The following is a 19,358-nucleotide window of genomic DNA, read 5'->3' as shown; positions in this document are numbered from 1 at the left end:
TACGGATGACCGGGGCGTCCGCATGGTTGTTCCTGGCAATTCAATTAAAGCTGCTAACTTTGAAGTGAGGGACCGAACTGCCGACGCCGGATGGGTCTAAAAACTTACAAAAACCAAAATGGGCGTTATTACGTCCACACGGGTTTCTTTAAGGCGAGGGGCACTTTCATGACGACTTGGATCATTGCGTACAACAAAGACGGCAACACCGCGACATTGAAGATCGACTCGGCGCACCAGCCGGATATCGATGAGGCTGTGGAACTGGTGAGTCGCAAGGCAGAAGAGCTGTATCCGGATCAGGAGATCGAGCACGAGCACGAGCCCGATCTGGAGGACACCCCGGCCACACGCCTGGCCGAGCGTTATGGCATCACCATCACGGGCATATCCCAGGCCTGACCGGCGCAGGGCGTCTCAGCGGCCAGACCTCTCCATCCCCGATCACATAAATCTGCCAGTTGTCTTCGGCTGCCACCGTCATCGTTCCGGTGAAGTTGCCGAAGGCCGGCAGCAGGCTGAGCCGCGCTCCGATGCAGAAGCACGGCAGGCGCAGGCGCTGGCGGCCGCGGCCATGTAGCTGAAAGGCTGGATGTACGTGGCCAGCGAGTACGTGATGGGTCGGATGCGGGTCCGGCTCATGCTGCAGGGCATAGGGGCCGAGCAGTAACGGTTCGCTGACTACGCTTATGTCTAACTCGCGCGGTGGGTCGCCGGCACGGCGGTCGTGGTTGCCACGCACCAGCGTGATGTCCAGTTGCGCATGTTGTGCACGCCATTCGGCCAGACGGGCCAGCGTGGATGGTGCACGGGACTCCGGCGCATGCAGGAAGTCACCGAGAAAGATCAGCTGGCGGCAGGCGTACCGCGCCAGCAGATCGTCCAGCTGGCGCAGGTTGGCATCGGTGGTGCCGTGGGGCACGGGCTGGCCCAGACGCCGGTAGGCTGCGGCCTTGCCGAAATGTATATCTGCTATCAGCAACGCCTGCTGCTCAGGCCAGTAGACGGCCTTTTCCGCAAGTAGCCAGAGCGTACTGCCGGCCAGTTCGATGGGCTGGTAAGGATTCATGCGAGACATGGGCGTGCTGAGGCTGGCGTCATGGGGCGCGTTTCGGCTTCCTGAGCCGTGGCGTGCCGTCCTTGGTCTGCCGCGGTTTGCGCTTGGGCGCGGTTTCACGTTCGACCATGATGCTGGCATTCGCTTCCGGCTGATAGCCGCCGGGACCAGCCGCCTTGTCCAATTCGGCGACCATGCGGCGGATGCGGTCGGCGAGTTTTTCCGAGCTCATGCTTTCGCGAAAGCGTTCGACCATCAACGGAAATGCAAGCGGCGTGGTGCGTTTGACCTGATGGACGTCCAGCTGGCGCCGTTGCAGCCGGTTCATTGTCTTCTCCAGCCGCTCGACCTCCAGCTCCTGCCGCAGCACTTCTTCCTCGGCCTGGGTAAGTAGCAGGTTGGCCGGGTCGTATTGGCGGAACACGTCGAAGAACAGGCCGCTGGATGCCTGCAGCTGGCGCGCGCTCTTCTGCGCGCCGGGGTAGCCGGAGAAAACCAGCCCCGCGATGCGCGCGATCTCCCGGAAGCGCCGGCGCGCCAGTTCGCCAGCGTTGAGACTGGCGAGCACGTCCTGCAGCAGATTGTTCTGGCTGAACAGTTCGGGCGTCAGCCATTTCAGCCAGTCCACCTCGGTCGCAGAAAGCAGTTCGAAACCGTAGTCGTTGACCGCAATCGAAAAGGTCAGCGGCTGCTGCTGGCCCACGCGCCAGGCCAGCAGGCTTGCGAGGCCCAGATGTACGTGGCGACCGGCGAAAGGGTAGAGGAACAGGTGCCAGCCCTCGCGGGACTTCATCACCTCGGCCAGTAACGTGGTTTCGGTGGGCAGCGCAGACCAGTCCATCTGTACGCGGAGCAGGGGCTCGACCAGGCGCATCTCGTCACTTTCGAAACGGCCACGCGAGGCGGCGCCGAGTTGTTCCACAACCGCATCGGCCAGTTCGCTCGATAGCGGCATACGGCCGCCGTTCCAGCGGGGCACGGCGGCCTTCTTCCCCGTGGCGCGGCTGACATAGGCGGTCATGTTCTCGACCCGCACCAGCTCCAGCAAACGGCCGCCGAAGAGGAAGTTGTCGCCAGGCCGCAAGCGCGCGATGAACCCTTCCTCGATAGTGCCCAGCGAGCGGCCGCTGCCGCCCTTGGCCCAGAACTTCACAGTCAGGCTGGCATCGCTGACGATGGTGCCTATGCTCATGCGATGGCGCAGCGCCACACGGCGGCTCGGTACTTTCCACAGCCCGGTGTCGTCCGGCTCGACACGCTGGTAATCCGGGTAGGCGGTCAGGGAATGTCCGCCATGCCGTACGAAGGCCAGCGCCCATTGCCAGTGATCGTCAGTGAGATCGCGGTACGACCAGGCCTGCCTAACCTCATCGAACAATTCTTCCGGACGAAACCCACCGCCCAGCGCCATGCTCACCAGGTGCTGCACCAGTACGTCCAGTGGTCGATGGGGCGCGCTGCGGGCTTCGATGCGGCGTTCGGCGATCGCGATCTGGGCGGCGGCGGCTTCCACGACTTCGACGCTGTGTGTCGGCACCAGCGTGACGCGGGAAGTACGACCCGGCGCATGCCCAGAGCGACCGGCCCGCTGCATCAGCCGAGCCACGCCCTTGGGCGAACCGATCTGCAGGACCCGCTCGACGGGTAAAAAATCGACCCCAAGATCCAGGCTCGAGGTGCAGACCACTGCTTTCAGCGCACCTTGTTTGAGGCCCAGCTCCACCCAGTCGCGTACCTCGCGAGCGAGCGAGCCGTGGTGCAACGCGATTAGCCCGGCCCAGTCCGGCCGCGCGCCGAGGATCGCCTGATACCAGATCTCCGACTGGGAGCGGGTATTGGTAAAGACCAGCGTTGTGGCAGCCGAGTCGATCTGCTCGACCACTTGCGGCAGCATGCGTAGCCCGAGATGGCCGGCCCAGGGGAAGCGTTCAATGCTCGGCGGCAGCAAGGTATCGACGCGCAGGTCCTTGTCCACCTTGCCCTGCACCAGCCTGCCGCTGCCGGGGTGCAATAGGACGTCCAGCGCGTGGGGCTGGTTGCCGAGGGTGGCGGAAAGCCCCCACACGATGAGCTCCGGCATCCACTGACGAAGCCGCGCCAGCGCCAGTTGCAGCTGCACGCCGCGCTTATTGCCCAGCAGCTCATGCCACTCGTCCACCACCAGCATGCGCAGGCCCGAGAAGGCCTGGCGCGCATCGGCGCGGGTCAGCAGCAGGGTCAGGCTTTCCGGGGTGGTCACAAGCGCGGTGGGCAGCCTTCGGCCTTGGCGCGCACGCTCGGAACTGCTGGTATCACCGGTGCGCAGGCCGATGCTCCAGTTGATGCCGAGATCATCCAGCGGTGCTTGCAGAGCCCGCGCGGTATCGGCCGCCAGGGCGCGCATCGGAGTGATCCAGAGCACCGTCAAAGGCGCTGGCTTGTCCGTCGCGGTGGAAGAGGGTGCCTTGGTCGCAAAGCGATTCAGGGCTCCGAGCCAGACAGCGTAGGTCTTGCCGGAGCCGGTGGTGGCGTGCAGCAGCCCCGATTCGTCATGGCCTATCGCTTGCCACACCTCCTGCTGGAACGGGAAGGGTTGCCAGGCACGGCTGGAAAACCAGCCCGCAGCGAGGCTCTCGGCCCCGTCCCTCACCTCCAGCCCCTCTCCCGGAGGGAGAGGGGGGCGATCGCGCAGTTGCTCAGCATTCTCGCCTGGCGCTGCTCCGCTCTTGCTCCCTCTACCTCTGGGAGAGGGTTGGGGTGAGGGCTGAGCGGGTGCCGGATGCCTTGGTTTCATCCCAGCAACTCCTTCAGCGTCTCCAGCGTATCGGCTTCCTCCACCGGCTTATCGAGGCGCCAGCGCAGCATGCGGGGGAAGCGCACGGCGATGCCGCTCTTGTGTCGGCTGCTGGCCGCGATGCCTTCGAAGCCCAGCTCGAACACCAACGTCGGCGTCACGCTGCGAACGGGGCCGAATTTCTCCACGGTGGTCTTGCGCACGATGGCGTCGACTTTGCGCATTTCCTCGTCGGTAAGTCCGGAATAAGCCTTGGCAAAGGGCACGAGCTTGCGGTCCGGGTCGCCCGGCTCGCCGTCCCAGACGGCAAAGGTGTAGTCGGTGTAGAGGCTGGCGCGGCGGCCATGACCGCGCTGGGCATAGATCAGCACGGCATCGACGGAGTAGGGGTCGATCTTCCATTTCCACCAGACGCCGACGTCCTTGGTCCGACCGACGCCGTACTGGGCGGCGCGCGCCTTGATCATCATGCCTTCCACGCCCAGCGAGCGGGAGGCTTCGCGCTGGCGGGCCAGGTCCTGCCAATCCGTTCCACTCACCAGCGGCGAAAGCATCAGCTGTGGGCTGGGGCATTGGCCCACGACCGCCTCGAGCTGCTGGCGGCGTTCGCGGTGCTCGCGCTGGCGCCAGTCGTTGCCTTGCCATTCCAGCAGGTCGTAGGCGAGCACCGCGACGGGGGCGTCAGCCAGCACTTTCGCCGTGAGATTCTTGCGGCCGATACGCTGCTGCAGCAGCGAGAAGGATTGCACGCCGAAGCGTTCGGTTGTTTCTGAATCATCGCTATCGGAATGTTCGAAAAGATTGGTCGTAGGCTCGCCGGGGGCGTGCTTCCAGACCAGGATCTCGCCATCGATGACTGTGCCGTCCGGCAGTTCGCTGGCCAGCTCGCAGAGTTCCGGGAAGCGCTCGCTGACCAGCTCTTCGCCACGCGACCAGACCCAGATCTGCCCGTCGCGCTTGACCAGCTGGGCGCGGATGCCGTCCCACTTCCATTCGACGAACCAGTTCTCCGGCGCGCTGAGCAGGGTGTCGAACTCCTTGACCGGGGCCTGCAGCGGATGGGCGAGAAAGAAGGGGTAGGGCTGGCCGCCGCGCTGCGCATGTTCGTGTTCGGACTCGTCGGCAATCAGCGCGAGGTAGCCTTCGGCGCTGGGACGGTGCGAAAGGTCGGTATAGCCAACCAGCCGCTGCGCGACCCGTTTCGGATCGAGATCGACCAGCGAGGCCAGCGCACGGGTGACCAGCAATTTCGAGACGCCCACACGAAAGGCGCCGGTGATCAGTTTGATGCAGACCATCAGGCTGAGCCGGTCCAGCTGCGCCCATAGTGCGGGCAATCGCTCAGCCAATTCTTCCGGCGGCAGACCGCGCAATGGCAGCAGCTTGTCCTGCATCCATACGGCGAGGCCATCGTCGGAGCTGTGCTCGGCCTCGGGCATCAGCAGCGAGATGGTCTCGGCCATGTCGCCGACCGCCTGGTAGCTTTCCTCGAACAGCCATTCCGGCAAGCCAGATGCCTGCATGGCGGTTTCGCGCAATACCTTGGTCGGCACAAGTTGGCGAGGTCGACCGCCGGAAAGAAAGTAGACCGCCCAAGCGGCGTCGGCCGGATCGGCCTCGCGGAAATAGTCACGCATTGCCGCGAGCTTGGCGTTGCTCGAGGTGGTCGCGTCGAGGCGGCTATAGAGCGTGGCGAACGCTTTCATGCGGCGCCTCCGTACCGGTGTGGTGCGGCCGGTTTGCGCGCAAGCTCGCTCCTACAAGGCGGGGTGGTGACCCGCCGAGTCATTCGGCCTCCTGGGTGTTCGCATCGTCTTCCTCGCCATACTCGGTCTCGAATGCCTGCGCATCGAGCCCGCGCATCTCACGCAGATAACGGACCAGGATCGGAACGGAACCGTGAGTCACCATTACCCGCTCGGCACCGGTCTGTTCGATGGCCCAGAGCAGCCCTGGCCAGTCGGCGTGATCGGAGAGCACGAAGCCGCGGTCGACCCCGCGTCGACGACGGGTGCCGCGCAACATCATCCAGCCGCTGGCGAAGGCATCGGCATAGTCACCGAAACGGCGCATCCAGGTGCTGCCGCCAGCCGACGGCGGGGCGAGGATGATGGCCTGCTTCAGGCGCGGGTCGCCCTTTTTCAGGTCGCCGGCATAAACGGTCGGTGGAAGATAGACACCGCCTTCGCGATAGACCTTGTTCAGTGGCTCCACAGCGCCATGGACGACGATGGTGCCGATGTTCTCATCCAATCCGTGAAGGATGCGCTGCGCCTTGCCGAAGGCATAGCAGAACAGCACCGAGGCTCGCCCGGCCGCGGCGTTGGCGCGCCACCAGTCATTGATGTCGCGGAGTACCTCGGCCTGGGACGGCCATTTGTAGATCGGCAAACCGAAGGTCGATTCGGTAATGAAGGTGTGGCAGCGCACCGGCTCGAACGGGGCGCAGGTGCCGTCCGGCTCGACCTTGTAGTCGCCTGAGGCCACCCAGACCTCGCCCTTGTATTCCAGTCGCACCTGAGCCGAGCCGAGCACATGGCCAGCCGGGTGGAAGCTGAGCTTTACGCCGTGATGTTCGATGGATTTCCCATAAGCCAGCGTTTGCAGCGGCATATCGGCGGCGATGCGTGAACGCAGAATGCCTTCGCTGTCGCTTGAAGCCAGGTAATGGCCCATGCCCCAGCGCGCGTGGTCGCCGTGGGCGTGGGTGATGACGGCGCGATCGACCGGACGCCAGGGATCGATGTAGAAATCACCGGGTGGGCAGTAGAGGCCTTCGGGACGAGCAACGACAAGATCCATGACGACTGGCAGTTCGATGGGCTTGCAGGGTTGGAGCCCGACGAGGCGTTTGGAGTTCGCTCTCCAGGCTATGGCAGGGGCAGGCCCGTTCAATGAACGGGCTGCAGGGCTAGTCGGAAATCAGCGGATTCGTCCTTCCTGCAACTCCAGGTCCTCCTTGGCGAAGTCGTCCACGTCGATGACTTTGCGCCGTGCGAGTTCTGCCATCTGCAGCTGCTCGGCCTCCACGGCATCTATGACGCCGGCAGCCAGCGCGGCATCGATCGAACTTTCGCCAGCGGCCGGCATGACCGCGCCGGACTTGAGCGCCTTGGCCAGCTTCTTCGCTGCGTCCTGGCTGGTGGCGAGGATTTCGAAAGCGTGCTTCAGCGCGCCGAGCGGCTGCTCGGGATCCTGCGGGCGGTACATGCCATCGAGGATGCGCTCCAAAGCCGGATCGCCTTCCGGGCGGCCGAGGAGGGCGGCGACCTCGGCGTCCAGGACGTCGGACGGCCCCTTGTGGCGCGCACCGAAGGGGAACACCAGAGCATGCAGCAGGTGCCCGAGAATGCGGTTGGGGAAGTTGGCCAGCACGTCCTGCAGGGCGGATTCGGCCTTCTCCAGGCAGTCCTCCAGCGCCCAGCGCAGCAGCGGCTCCTGTTCAGTCGGATGGCCGAGGTCATGGAACTGCTTGAGTGCTGCGGAGGCGAGGTAGAGATGGCTTAGCACGTCGCCCAGCCGCGCCGACAGCCGCTCGCGACGCTTGAGCTCGCCGCCGAGCAGCATCATCGACAGATCGGCCAGCATCGCGAACGCCGCGGCGATGCGATTGAGCGCGCGGAAGTAGGGTTGCGTGACGCTCGTCCCCGGCACACGCCCCATCAGACCGAAGCTCAGACCCAGCAGCAGGGTGCTGGCCGTGTTGCTGACGGCGAAGCCGATGTGTTGCATCAACAGGTCATCGAATTTCACAACGGCGGCTTCACGATCCGGCTCGTGGACCAGCTCCATTTCGCGCAGCACGAACGGATGGCAGCGGATTGCGCCCTGGCCGAAGATCATCAGGTTGCGCGAGAGGATGTTGGCACCTTCCACGGTGATGGAGATCGGCGCCGACAGCCACAGGCGTCCGAGGTAATTGTTCGGGCCGAGGATGATGCCCTTGCCGCCGTGGATATCCATGGCGTCGGTGATGCAGGCACGGCCGCGTTCGGTGAGGTGGTACTTGAGAATCGCCGAGAGCACCGAGGGCTTCTCGCCCAGATCGACGGCGTTGGCGGTGAGAATACGCGCCGCGTCCATCAGCCAGGCGTTGCCGCCAATGCGCGCCAGCGGCTCCTGAATACCTTCGAAGGCGGCCAGCGGCACGTTGAACTGCTCGCGGACCTGCGCATAGCGACCGCTCACATAGCTGCAGACCTTGGCGGCGCTGGTGCCGGTCGCCGGCAGGGAGATCGAGCGGCCGACCGACAGGCAGTTCATCAGCATCATCCAGCCTTTGCCGATCATGTCGCGGCCGCCGATGATCGCATCCAGCGACACGAAGACATCCTTGCCCCAGTTCGGCCCGTTCATGAAGGCCGCACCCAGCGGCAGGTGGCGACGGCCGATGTCCACGCCGGGAGTGTCGGTGGGGATCAGCGCCAGGCTGATGCCGAGTTCTTCCTCATCGCCCAGCAAGTGATCCGGATCGTAGGTCTTGAAAGCTACGCCGAGCAGGGTCGCCACCGGGCCGAGGGTGATGTAGCGCTTCTCCCAGTTCAGCCGCAGGCCGAGCACTTCTTCGCCCTGCCACTGGCCGCGGCAGATCACGCCGCTGTCGTTCATGGCCCCGGCGTCGGAGCCGGCATATGGGCCGGTGAGGGCAAAGCAGGGAATGTCGGTGCCATTGGCCAGGCGCGGCAGGTAGTGGTTGCGCTGCTCATCGGTGCCGTAGTGCATCAGCAGCTCGGCCGGACCGAGAGAGTTGGGCACCATCACGGTGCTGGCCAGGTCACCGCTGCGGGTGGCGAGTTTCATCACGATCTGCGAGTGGGCGTAGGCGGAGAAGCCCTTGCCGCCGTATTCCTTGGGGATGATCAGGGCGAAGAAGCCTTCGGCCTTGATGTAGTCCCAGGCGGCGGGCGGCAGGTCCATGCGCTGGGCGATATCCCATTCGCTGACCAGGGCGCAGAGGGTTTCGGTAGGGCCGTCGAGAAAGGCCTGTTCTTCATCCGTGAGGCGCGCCTTCGGATAGCCGAGCAGGGTGTCCCACGCCGGGCGGCCGCTGAACAGCTCGCCGTCCCACCAGACGGTGCCGGCGTCGATGGCGTCGCGCTCGGTGGCGGAAATCGGCGGTAGCACCTTCTTGAACCAGTCGAACATCGGCCCGCTGAAGTACTTGCGGCGCACGTCTGCGACCAATAGAGGCACCGCAATGGCGATCAAGGCGAGCCAGAGCAGGAATACCACCACCCCGGAGGTGTCGGCAGCGGTCATGAAGACCAGGTAGGTGGCGACGATCACCAGTGCCGGCACCGGCGACAGGCGCAGGTGGGCGATTACGGCAATGCCGAGCAGTAGAACCAGCAACCAGAGCAGCGTCATGAGTCTTATCCTTTCAGGTTCGAACAGCTTCCGTCTTCAGCATAGGCGCTTGCGCCGCTGCAGCGAAGGGACGAGGTGTCGCCGCCGGCCAACGGGCGGCGACGGGGGATGGTTCAGCTCGGCCGGGCGCCGAGCATTTGCGTGTCGGCATCGTCGGTGTTCTGGTTGGCTGCCGGCTTTTCCTGCGGCACGCCGGCAACATTGATTTCCGGCAATCGCCCACCGATGAATTCGATGCTGCGGGTGGGGAAGGCGAACTGCACGTCCATGTCGCGAATGCCCTGCAGCAGGGCGAGGTTGATCTCCTGCTGGGTGTCCATGTACTTGTTGTAGTCCGAGACCTGCATGATGTAGACGACCTCGAAGGTCAGCTGACTGTCGTCGAAGCCGAGGAAATGCGCGCGGTCGAACTTCGCCACTTCGATGCCTTCGACGATGCGCTTCACCAGTGCCGCCACCTCTTTCACCTTTTCGGTTGGCGTGTCGTAGGTGATGCCGAACTTGAAGACGATCCGCCGCGTGTTCATGCGCTTGTAGTTGTGCACGATCTGCCGCAACAGGTCGGCGTTGGATACGACCACCTGTTCGCCGCTGAGGGCGCGAATGCGCGTGGTTTTCAGGCCGATGTGCTCGATGTTGCCGGCCACCTCGCCGAATACCACGAAGTCACCGATCTCGAACGGCTTGTCCACGCCGATGGACAGCGAGGCGAAGATGTCGCTGAGCAGCGTCTGTACTGCCAGGGCGATGGCGATACCGCCGACGCCGAGGCTGGCGACCATGGCGGTGATGTCGACACCCAGGTTGGCGAGGATCGATAGCAGCATCATGGTCCAGACCACGATGCGGATCATGATGCCGATGATGGTGGTGGTGACCGGATTGCGGGCCTTGCCGTCGCGGGTCAGGCTCTCCATCCACAGGCGCACGCCGGTGTCCATCCACAGCGCGAACTGGAACGCGAGGGCGATGAACCAGCCGTGGGACATTGTCGATTCCCAGCGAGGCGACAGTTCGACCGTCTTCAGTGCGATCAGCAGTGAGAACGCCAGGATCAGCAGATTGCTGGTGCGTGAAAGCAGTTCGGCGGTGATGCCGAGGAACTTGGTCTTGGACCCGGTGGCGAGCTTGTTGAGGCGCCTGGTGACGATCCCGAGGATGGTGCGCAGAACCAGGTAGCTGACGATGGTGATCCCCAGCATGATCGCCAGGTTGATCCAGAGTGTCTCGTTGAGCAGGGCGTCCCAGTTCATCCATATCCTCCGATAAGGGTGCGCATGATGCAGCGAAGGCCACGTTTTTCAGTGGCCCTCGCTGCTCATAAGTTCCCTATGTCGGCGGCGGTATGGGTGGTGCTGGCGGACTCGACGGCCGCGTCGGTGCGATCAGTCGCTTGGTAACACAGTGGCGAGCTCGTCGTAGCCGCCCGCGTTGATGACCTGTGTGTAGCCGAGCTTCTCGAGCACGTCCTGCGCTTCGGAGGCACGGCGGCCGCTGCGGCAGTAGAGCACGACCGGCGTGTCCTTTTCCGGGGCCAGTGTTCCGATCCGCTCGGCGATATCCGGAGTCTCGATGCGGACCGCGCCGGGCAGCGCTCCTTCGGCGAACTCGTCAGCAGTTCTTACATCGATCAGTACGGTGTCGGCTCGCTGCAGCATCTGCAGGGCGGTGGGCTGATCGATATCGCCAGCCGATGCGTGCAGGCTCAGAGCCAGCAGTAGGGAAAGAATCGGGACGCGCATGGGAACTCCTCGCAGCGCGCCGGTGGCGCGCTCAGCTGAATATACGGGTCAGGTTGGGCAGGATGAGAATCACTGCCGTGGCAATGACGATCAGTGTCGCCTGCCGAAATTTCTTCTGCTTGAGCATGACATGGCCTTTTATTCTTGTGTGTAGCGATTATCGCCTTGCCGAAGGGGCGGAGACGGTACGTGACCGCGGTTTCTAGAATCCGACGCCGGTAAACGAGACGTGCCGGACATTCGCCCAGACTCAAGAGAAAGCAATTTCCGCACCAGCGAACGCTTCCAGCGATGGAGCTGGTCGCTGCTTTTGGTTGTCTTCCGTTTTACACCGCATCGGAGGACAGATGATGAACAAGCCGAAGTTTCCGCTAGTACTGTTACTCACCGCCATTTCCAGCGCTGCATTGGCGCAGCAGGAGGGCATGACACTGCAGCAGGAGCGTGACCAGATGGGTGCCGATTTGGAAGAAAATCGCCAGCAGATCGGTCGTGATATCAACCGTATCCGTGAGCCGGGCACCACTCGGGAGCAGACGCCTGGTATCAACCGAGGGGGCGTGCAGAGTGATGCGTACAACCCCCGACCCAACGTTCCGGGTGCCACGAACCCGCCGACCGGGACCGGTTTGCCGAGTCCGCAGAACAATGTCCGCCAGCCGAACGGTGGCGTGGGCGCGAATCCTGCTCCGGGCACCACCCAGCCGCAGACCGCTCCGGGTGGTGCCAATGGAAACGCCAATCAGGGCGGCGTCACACCGCCGGGTGGAATCGGAACAGGTAGCGGTAACGGTGCAGGCGGAGCCAGCAGCGGAGGTGCGGCCAGCGGCGGCGCAACGGGTGGCGCCGCCGGCCAGCGTTGATTCGGCCGGCGTTCAGCAGGCGGTGTCGCCGCTGCTCAGAAGGCTCAGGGTGGCCGTATCGGCCTGACCGTCGAAGAAGGCTTGCTGCGCCTGCTCGAACTGGGCGGAGTCTGGCGCTACATGGGCGAAGAGGGTCATGCAGGAGTGAAACTTCAGGTCGTCTGGGCTTCCCAGAATCTGCTGTGCGCTGTTGCGGTGATGCCCTAGCATCGCCCCGGTGCAGGCCAGCAGACGTGGCCCCAGCAGCGGATGCTGCAGATAGGCTTCAGCCTCGGCTCGGCCCGAAATCGCGTAGCGCTGTGCCATGGCGCTGCGGCCAAGCCCCTGCAGCTGCGGAAAGATGAACCACATCCAGTGCGTACGTTTGCGCCCGCTGCGCAGTTCTGCCAGCGCCTGCGGATACTGGAGTTGTTGAGCGTCGACGAAGCGCTGCAGGTTGTAGGGATCGGCCATGGAAATGATTGCGGCATGAAAGGACTGCGAGCAATCTGCAACAGGCCAGACGGCACGACAATCGCTGACGGACGTATGGTGCCCTCGGATCGGGGCTCTAGAACGCAAAAACCCCTGGCTTCGGGGAAGTCAGGGGTTTTGCTTGAATCGAATATGGCGGTGAGGAAGGGATTCGAACCCTTGATACGATTTCTCGTATACACACTTTCCAGGCGTGCTCCTTCAACCGCTCGGACACCTCACCGGATCGACGGAGGTTCATGTCCGTCGAGGCGCGCTAATGTAATCGAACCCTGTGCCTTTGGCAAAAACTTTTTTAGCTTATTCATGCGCTTAACAAATTCGTCTCGCTCAGGTGACAGGCTGCACGTTCCGCTAGACTCCTGATTGCAGCCTTGGTCGATGCCTGGGTTATTTTGAATAAGAAGCCGAGCGGAGCTCACCTGTTCCATGAAACTGACAAGCAAGTCAGGTAAGCATATCGATACCTTGCTGGTGCCGACCCGGCGTCGGGTTGCTGTCGCCCGCCTGGAATTGGGCATGTACGTCTGCGAGCTGGATCGGCCGTGGAATGAAACGAACTTTGCGTTCCAGGGTTTTCCGCTGCTGAAGCCCGCCGAGATACGCGCGCTACGCAACTGTTGCGAGTATGTCTATGTCGACGATACGCGCAGAGTTCGCTTGCAGCACGATACGCCGGTTCCGGTCGTCGGGCCGCGTGTTCGCAAGCCGATAGAGCGACCGCAGCACGCGCTTTCGACCGAGGTGGAAGAGGCCCGCGCAGCCTATCTGGATGGCTCCCGCCTGATCGAACAGGTACTGGCCGACGTACAGCATGGACGAGTGATCGACACCCGCGCATGCCATGGCGCCGTCAAGCGCAACCTGGCCAGCATGCTGCGCAATGAAAGCGCCATGCTCTGGCTGGTCCGGCTGAAGAACAAGGATCTCTACACCAGCCTGCACTGCTTGTCGGTGTCGATCATGGCGATGGGCTTCGGCAATCATCTCGGCCTGCAGGACGACAAACTCCAGCTGCTGGGCATGGCGGGGTTGCTGCATGACGTCGGCAAGATGCGCATTGATCCGGAGATTCTCAACAAGCCCGGAAAGCTCACCGCGCAGGAGTTCGAGGTGATCAAGCGGCATCCGGTCTTCGGCCTGGAAGCGCTGCGGGCGCAACCCGGTATTCCGGAGGCTGCACTGCACGCCGCGTATGGCCATCACGAGCGACTCGATGGCACTGGATATCCGCTGGGTTCGGGGCCGGCGCAGATTTCCTACATGACGCGCATCATCACCATTGTCGACGCTTTCGACGCCATTACCAGCCACCGGGCCTACGATTGCGCGCGACCAGTGCAATCGGCCTTCGAGATCCTGCGCAGCGCCAGCGGCAGGCAGTTCGACGAGGACCTGGTGAGCGAATTCATCCGCTGGCTGGGAGCCTTCCCGGTGGGTACGCTCGTCGAGTTGCACACCGGTGAGGTCGCCGTGGTAGTGGAAAAACATCGGCAATACCAACTCCGCCCCCGTGTTGTGGTGCTGCGCGATGCCGCCAAGCAGCGCTGCACGCCGCGTTATCTGGATCTGGCGCAGATCACCGTGGACGAGGAGGGTGCGCCTTACCGGATATCCGTCGGTCTGCCGGATGGCTCTTTCGGGCTTCATCTCGCCGACCCCGAGCTACAGGCCATCCTGCACCCCGAGACACTGGCCGACTTCGAATCGAGCTGATCCCTTTCTGTACAGATACGTTTCGGTGCGGCTTTGACGCCTCTGGCGTGACCGGCCGGTCGGTCATCGCGCTTTACCTGAGCCTGAGCGCTGGGTAACGTCTGCCGACTTCAAAAACAAGGAATCTCGTCATGAGTGAGCTGGTCTCCTACCAATTCGAAGACGGCGTCGCCACGCTGACGCTGTGCAATGGCAAGGTCAACGCCCTTTCGCCTGCCGTGTTCGAGGCGCTCAACGCCGCGCTGGATCGCGCCGAGCAGGACCGTGCCGTCGTGATTCTCACCGGGCAGCCGGGCATCCTGTCCGGCGGCTACGATCTGAAGGTCATGACGTCGAGCCCGCAGAACGCCATGACGCTGGTCGCTACGGGTTCGACCTTCTCCCGCCGGATGCTGGCGCACCCGTTCCCGATCATCGTGGCGTGCCCAGGGCATGCCATCGCCAAAGGCGCCTTCCTGCTGTTGTCCGCCGATTACCGCATTGGTGTCGAAGGGCCATTTCATATAGGCCTCAATGAGGTGCAGATCGGCATGACCATGCACCATGCAGGCATCGAGTTGGCGCGTGACCGTTTGCGCAAGTCAGCCTTCCATCGCTCGGTGATCAACGGCGAGATGTTCGATCCGATTGGCGCGGTGGATGCCGGTTTTCTCGACAAGGTGGTGCCGACCGGTGAGCTGCTGGCAGTCGCCAAAGCCGCGGCCGAGCAGCTCAAGAAGATCAACATGGTGGCGCACAAGAACACCAAGCTCAAAGTGCGCAAGGCGCTGCTGGAAACCCTGGATCAGGCGATCGCGCTGGACCAGCAGCACTTCGGCTGAAAGAGCGCGTGGAGCGCAAGAGAATTTCTTCTCGAGTGCGCACGAGGGCCGGCCCTGCGTTTACACTGCGCGAGTGACGCCCCGCCGATGGCGGGGCGTTTTCATTTCTCATTCCGTGTCGCCTCGCAGGAGAGCCCCGATGTCCGCCCCGCACACCCCGGTAGAACGCGCCGATTTCGACCAGGTCATTGTTCCCACCTTCGCCCCAGCAGCCTTCGTACCGGTACGTGGCCTGGGTTCGCGAGTATGGGATCAGAGCGGGCGAGAACTGGTGGACTTCGCTGGCGGCATCGCGGTCAACGCACTGGGCCATGCGCATCCGGCGATGGTCGCGGCGCTGACCGAGCAGGCTGGCAAGCTCTGGCACATTTCCAACATCTATACCAACGAGCCGGCGCTGCGCCTGGCGAAGAAGCTGACGGCAGCGACCTTCGCCGACCGCGCGTTCTTCTGCAATTCCGGCGCGGAAGCCAACGAGGCGGCGTTCAAGCTGGCCCGTCGTTACGCCCATGACGTCTACGGGCCGCAGAAATTCGAGATTATCTCGGCGCTCAACAGCTTTCACGGCCGCACCCTGTTCACCGTCACGGTGGGCGGGCAGTCGAAGTACTCCGACGGCTTCGGGCCAAAGATCGAAGGGATTACCCATGTACCCTTCAACGATCTCGACGCCCTGAAAGCGGCGATCTCCGACAAGACCTGCGCGGTGGTGCTGGAGCCGATCCAGGGCGAGAGCGGCATTCTGCCGGGCGACCAGGCTTATCTGGAAGGCGCGCGCCAGCTGTGCAACGAGCACAACGCGCTGCTCATCTTCGATGAGGTGCAGACCGGCCTCGGCCGTACCGGCGAGCTGTTCGCCTACATGCACTACGGCGTCACGCCGGACATCCTGACCAACGCCAAGAGCCTGGGCGGCGGCTTCCCGATCGGGACGATGCTGACCACCAACGAGATCGCCGCGCACCTGAGCGTCGGCACCCACGGCACCACTTATGGCGGCAATCCGCTGGCCTGCGCAGTTGCCGAGACGGTGCTGGATATCGTCAATACGCCGGAGGTGCTCGAAGGCGTCAAGGCGCGACACGAGCGTTTCAAGGCGCGCCTGATGCAGATCGGTGAGCGCTATGGCGTGTTCAGCCTGGTGCGTGGCCGTGGCCTGCTGATCGGCTGTGTGTTGAGCGAGGCCTGGAAGGGCAAGGCCGGTGCCTTCTGCGCCGCCGCGGAGAAGCAAGCTCTCATGGTGCTGCAGGCCGGCCCCGACGTGGTGCGCCTGGCGCCGAGCCTGGTCATCGACGAAGCTGATATCGACGAAGGGCTGGATCGCCTCGAGCGCGCCGTCGCGACGCTGACCCAGGCCTGACCATTCCCCATGCGCAGCGCCGCGGGCGCCGCGCGTTCTACTAGCGAGAGCAATTCAATGAGCGATAGCCTGCAACTGGTTCTGGAAGATGTCGACGGAACCCAACTGGAAACGTCCTGCACCCGTTTTGCCGTGATTTGGCAGGGCCGCGAGGTCTGGATTCAGCAGGTCGGCAACGGTCAGCTGATGATTGGTGTGGACGTCGAGGACGGCGACACCGAATACGCCAATCTGGTGCTGCGTCCGTTGGCCACCAATCTGGTCAGCCTGCAGCTGGAAATGGAGCCGGTCGAGGCCGATGACGACGAGCACGTCCACGGCCCTGACTGCAATCACTGACGGCAGACCAGCATGCTCGCCATCGGCAAGCTGCTGGAACTGACCCTCGCCGGGCGCGAGCCCTGCGAGAAAGTCCAGCTCACCCCGCGCGGGGTGAAGCTGCACTGGCTGGCCGAGGGCGCGCTGCTGGTATCGCCGCCGAGCGGCCAGGATCAAGGCGGCGATCTGGTCCTGTCGGCCGGCATACACGGCAATGAACTCATCCCCATACATGTCTTGGATCGCCTGATCCGTGCGCTCGCACGGGGCGATGTGCAGCCCCGTGCGCGACTGTTGCTGCTGTTCGCCAATCCTGCAGCGATGCGTCGCATGGTTCGGTACATCGAACATGACCTTAACCGTCTCTTTCTCGGTGCCCATGCTGATGTATGGGGCGGCGAAGCCATTCGTGCGTCAGAGCTTGAGGCATTGGTCGGAGGCTTCTTCAGCGTGTCCGGACGCCAGCGCCGGCACTATGACCTGCACTCAGCGATGCGCCCGTCGCGTCTCGCCCAGTTTGCGATCTGCCCTTGGCGCGAGGGAGGGGGCGCACAACCCAATGCGTTGGCCCGACTGCATGCTCTGGCAATCGACGGAGTCCTGTTGCAGCGCCAGCCCAGCTCTACCTTCAGTGCCATGACCGCCACGCTTCATGGCGCCGAGGCGTTTACCTTGGAGCTTGCCGAAGGCAAGGACGAGGCACTGCCGCCGGCAGTGCTGCAGTTCGAGCAGGGGCTGATCGCAATGATCGAGGGGCGCGAGTTGTCTGCGGGTGCAGAGGCGCAACCGCAGCTGCTGAGTATTTCTCGAGAGATCATCAAGCGCAGCTCGCGGTTTCGGCTGTGTCTACCCGCTGACATCGAGAACTTTGCGCCATTGCCGCTTGGCAGCCTGCTTGCCGAGGACGACGGCATGCGCTGGGTGGTCGATGAGCCGGACGCGCGCATTCTTTTCCCCATGGCCGATGTTGCCGAAGGACAGCGTGCTGCATTGATCGTTGTGCCATTGGAGCAGTCCGACACGTAGCACTGAGGCGCTCGCTCCGGAAATGGGCGGTTGCAATCGGTCACTTGCGCCCTTATCTAGCTTCACTCCCTTCGCGTTGTGTGCACCTTCTTATGAGTACTGCTCTATCCATCCGGCAGTTGACCAAGACCTACGGCAACGGCTTCCAGGCCCTCAAGGGTATCGACCTGGACGTGGCCGAAGGCGACTTCTTCGCCTTGCTCGGGCCCAATGGCGCCGGCAAGTCCACCACCATCGGCATCCTCTCCACCCTGGTGAACAAGAGCGGCGGCACGGTCAACGTGTTCGGTCACGATCTGGATCGCGACCCGTCCGGGCTCAAGCGTTGCCTGGGCGTGGTGCCGCAGGAATTCAACTTCAACCAGTTCGAGAAGGCCTTCGACATCCTGGTCACGCAGGCCGGCTACTACGGCATCCCGGCGAAGATTGCCAAGGAGCGCGCGGAGCGCTATCTCAACCAGCTGGGGTTGTGGGACAAGCGTGATGTTTCCTCGCGGATGCTCTCCGGCGGCATGAAGCGCCGCCTGATGATCGCGCGGGCGCTGATCCATCAACCGCGGCTGTTGATTCTCGACGAGCCCACCGCGGGTGTGGATATCGAGCTGCGCCGCTCGATGTGGTCGTTCCTCACCGAGCTCAATCGTGAAGGCATTACCATCATCCTCACCACCCACTATCTGGAGGAGGCCGAACAGCTGTGCCGCAACATCGGCATCATCGACCATGGCCAGATCGTAAAGAACACCAGCATGCGCGAGCTGCTCTCGCAGCTGCACGTGGAAACCTTTCTGCTGGACCTCAAGGAGTCGCAACTGGTCGCGCCGGAGCTGGGCAGCTATCCGGCGCAGTTGATCGATCATCACACCCTCGAGGTGCAGGTGGAGAAGAGCCAGGGCGTGACCGAACTGTTCCGTCTGCTCAGCGCTCAGGGCATCGAGGTGCTGAGTCTGCGCAACAAGACCAACCGACTGGAGGAGCTGTTCGTGTCGCTGGTGGAGAACAACCTGAAGGTGAAGTCATGAGCGGCGAACTGCGTCCCAACCTGGTCGCGCTGCAGACCATCGTCCAGCGCGAGATCCGTCGCTATACACGCATCTGGCCGCAGACGCTGCTGCCCCCGGCGATCACCATGGTGCTGTACTTCGTCATCTTCGGCAGCCTGATCGGTGCGCGGATTGGGGACATGGGCGGCTTCAGCTACATGGACTACATCGTCCCGGGCCTGATCATGATGTCGGTGATCACCAACTCCTACAGCAACGTGGTGTCGAGCTTCTTCAGCACCAAGTTCCAGCGCTCCATCGAGGAGCTGCTGGTCTCGCCGGTGTCGCCGCATGTGATCGTCATTGGTTTTGCCCTGGGTGGCATCACCCGTGGGCTGGCGGTTGCGGTAATCGTCACGCTGCTGTCGATGTTCTTCACCGATCTGCAGGTGCACCACCTGGGCGTGACCGTTCTGGTGATCACCCTGACGGCGAGCATCTTCGCCCTGGGCGGCTTCATCAACGCGGTGTTCGCGCGCAATTTCGATGATATCTCGATCATCCCGACCTTCGTGCTGACGCCGCTGACCTACCTCGGTGGGGTGTTCTATTCGATCAACCTGCTGTCGCCGTTCTGGCAGACGCTGTCGCTGGCCAACCCGGTGTTGCACATGGTCAATGCGTTTCGCTACGGGATTCTCGGTGTTTCGGATATCCGCATCGGTGTGGCGATCAGCTTCATGCTGGTAGCGGTGGCGGCGCTCTATCTGGTCTCCGTCGGGCTGCTCAAGAGTGGGCGCGGGATGCGCCAGTAGCTGGCACTTGATTTCGGCCGCTGCGCCGATGCCACTGAAAAGA

The 19,358-nt window shown here is 63.2% G+C and carries 17 protein-coding genes and 1 tRNA gene; 9 read left to right on the top strand and 9 right to left on the bottom strand.

The window, feature by feature from the left end; all coding sequences use genetic code 11:
- Positions 1 to 168 precede the first annotated feature (168 nt).
- Positions 169 to 402, top strand: coding sequence for a hypothetical protein (locus LLJ08_RS13075; RefSeq protein ID WP_023447125.1), 234 nt, complete (start codon positions 169 to 171; stop codon positions 400 to 402).
- On the opposite strand, the gene pdeM is transcribed toward LLJ08_RS13075, so the two are convergent.
- The 7 genes from pdeM to LLJ08_RS13040 form a co-directional block, all read right to left on the bottom strand.
- Positions 380 to 1,069 (bottom strand): ligase-associated DNA damage response endonuclease PdeM, encoded by a 690-nt coding sequence (gene pdeM, locus LLJ08_RS13070; RefSeq protein WP_023447126.1) that lies wholly within the window; start codon positions 1,067 to 1,069, stop codon positions 380 to 382. The two genes, LLJ08_RS13075 and pdeM, sit on opposite strands and share 23 nt — an antisense overlap.
- Positions 1,070 to 1,097: 28 nt before the next feature.
- Complete coding sequence (locus LLJ08_RS13065; RefSeq protein ID WP_419585746.1) at positions 1,098 to 3,686, bottom strand: ligase-associated DNA damage response DEXH box helicase; 2,589 nt, start codon at positions 3,684 to 3,686, stop codon at positions 1,098 to 1,100.
- A gap of 140 nt (positions 3,687 to 3,826) precedes the next feature.
- The gene (locus tag LLJ08_RS13060; RefSeq protein ID WP_228207213.1) at positions 3,827 to 5,536 is read right to left on the bottom strand and encodes an ATP-dependent DNA ligase; all 1,710 of its coding nucleotides are present in this window, start codon (positions 5,534 to 5,536) and stop codon (positions 3,827 to 3,829) included.
- Between the two features lie 79 nt (positions 5,537 to 5,615).
- On the bottom strand, positions 5,616 to 6,632 hold the full coding sequence (locus LLJ08_RS13055) for a ligase-associated DNA damage response exonuclease (RefSeq protein ID WP_045666731.1): 1,017 nt from the start codon (positions 6,630 to 6,632) through the stop codon (positions 5,616 to 5,618).
- Positions 6,633 to 6,752: 120 nt separating this feature from the next.
- Positions 6,753 to 9,197 carry an acyl-CoA dehydrogenase gene (locus tag LLJ08_RS13050; protein WP_228207212.1) on the bottom strand — a complete coding sequence of 815 codons (2,445 nt, stop codon included), beginning with the start codon at positions 9,195 to 9,197 and terminating at the stop codon, positions 6,753 to 6,755.
- A gap of 113 nt (positions 9,198 to 9,310) precedes the next feature.
- Positions 9,311 to 10,450 carry a mechanosensitive ion channel family protein gene (locus LLJ08_RS13045; RefSeq protein ID WP_228207211.1) on the bottom strand — a complete coding sequence of 380 codons (1,140 nt, stop codon included), beginning with the start codon at positions 10,448 to 10,450 and terminating at the stop codon, positions 9,311 to 9,313.
- 132 nt (positions 10,451 to 10,582) lie between these two features.
- Positions 10,583 to 10,939 (bottom strand): rhodanese-like domain-containing protein, encoded by a 357-nt coding sequence (locus tag LLJ08_RS13040; RefSeq protein WP_179484430.1) that lies wholly within the window; start codon positions 10,937 to 10,939, stop codon positions 10,583 to 10,585.
- Positions 10,940 to 11,289: 350 nt separating this feature from the next.
- Here LLJ08_RS13040 and LLJ08_RS13035 point away from each other — a divergent pair, with 350 nt between their 5' ends.
- Entirely contained in the window at positions 11,290 to 11,802 is a 513-nt protein-coding gene (locus LLJ08_RS13035) for a hypothetical protein (protein WP_102833102.1), read from the top strand.
- A 12-nt stretch (positions 11,803 to 11,814) separates the two neighbouring features.
- Here LLJ08_RS13035 and LLJ08_RS13030 read toward each other — a convergent pair whose 3' ends face one another.
- Both LLJ08_RS13030 and LLJ08_RS13025 read right to left on the bottom strand, forming a co-directional pair.
- Positions 11,815 to 12,255, bottom strand: a complete 441-nt coding sequence (locus tag LLJ08_RS13030) for a DUF1810 domain-containing protein (protein WP_228207210.1) — start codon at positions 12,253 to 12,255, stop codon at positions 11,815 to 11,817.
- A gap of 154 nt (positions 12,256 to 12,409) precedes the next feature.
- Positions 12,410 to 12,499, bottom strand: a tRNA-Ser gene (locus tag LLJ08_RS13025).
- 206 nt (positions 12,500 to 12,705) lie between these two features.
- On the opposite strand from LLJ08_RS13025, the gene LLJ08_RS13020 reads away from it, so the two are divergent.
- The 7 genes from LLJ08_RS13020 to LLJ08_RS12990 all read left to right on the top strand — a co-directional run bounded on the left by LLJ08_RS13020 (position 12,706) and on the right by LLJ08_RS12990 (position 19,315).
- Positions 12,706 to 13,992 carry an HD-GYP domain-containing protein gene (locus tag LLJ08_RS13020; RefSeq protein WP_003301873.1) on the top strand — a complete coding sequence of 429 codons (1,287 nt, stop codon included), beginning with the start codon at positions 12,706 to 12,708 and terminating at the stop codon, positions 13,990 to 13,992.
- 131 nt (positions 13,993 to 14,123) lie between these two features.
- Positions 14,124 to 14,813, top strand: coding sequence for a crotonase/enoyl-CoA hydratase family protein (locus tag LLJ08_RS13015; protein WP_090518901.1), 690 nt, complete (start codon positions 14,124 to 14,126; stop codon positions 14,811 to 14,813).
- Positions 14,814 to 14,952: 139 nt separating this feature from the next.
- The gene (locus LLJ08_RS13010) at positions 14,953 to 16,173 is read left to right on the top strand and encodes an aspartate aminotransferase family protein (RefSeq protein ID WP_023447137.1); all 1,221 of its coding nucleotides are present in this window, start codon (positions 14,953 to 14,955) and stop codon (positions 16,171 to 16,173) included.
- Positions 16,174 to 16,230: 57 nt separating this feature from the next.
- Positions 16,231 to 16,512, top strand: coding sequence for a hypothetical protein (locus LLJ08_RS13005; protein ID WP_003282913.1), 282 nt, complete (start codon positions 16,231 to 16,233; stop codon positions 16,510 to 16,512).
- A 12-nt stretch (positions 16,513 to 16,524) separates the two neighbouring features.
- Positions 16,525 to 17,517 (top strand): succinylglutamate desuccinylase, encoded by a 993-nt coding sequence (locus tag LLJ08_RS13000; RefSeq protein WP_228207209.1) that lies wholly within the window; start codon positions 16,525 to 16,527, stop codon positions 17,515 to 17,517.
- Positions 17,518 to 17,609: 92 nt separating this feature from the next.
- Positions 17,610 to 18,539 carry an ABC transporter ATP-binding protein gene (locus LLJ08_RS12995; protein ID WP_023447139.1) on the top strand — a complete coding sequence of 310 codons (930 nt, stop codon included), beginning with the start codon at positions 17,610 to 17,612 and terminating at the stop codon, positions 18,537 to 18,539.
- Positions 18,536 to 19,315: an ABC transporter permease gene (locus tag LLJ08_RS12990; protein ID WP_044314955.1), complete on the top strand. Its 780-nt coding sequence runs from the start codon at positions 18,536 to 18,538 to the stop codon at positions 19,313 to 19,315. The genes LLJ08_RS12995 and LLJ08_RS12990 overlap by 4 nt, the downstream gene beginning before the upstream one ends.
- Positions 19,316 to 19,358: the final 43 nt, after the last annotated feature.

Origin of the sequence: Stutzerimonas chloritidismutans, assembly GCF_020783375.1 — a bacterium.
Lineage (GTDB): Bacteria > Pseudomonadota > Gammaproteobacteria > Pseudomonadales > Pseudomonadaceae > Stutzerimonas > Stutzerimonas kunmingensis.
This window is presented reverse-complemented; position numbering and strand designations above follow the sequence as displayed.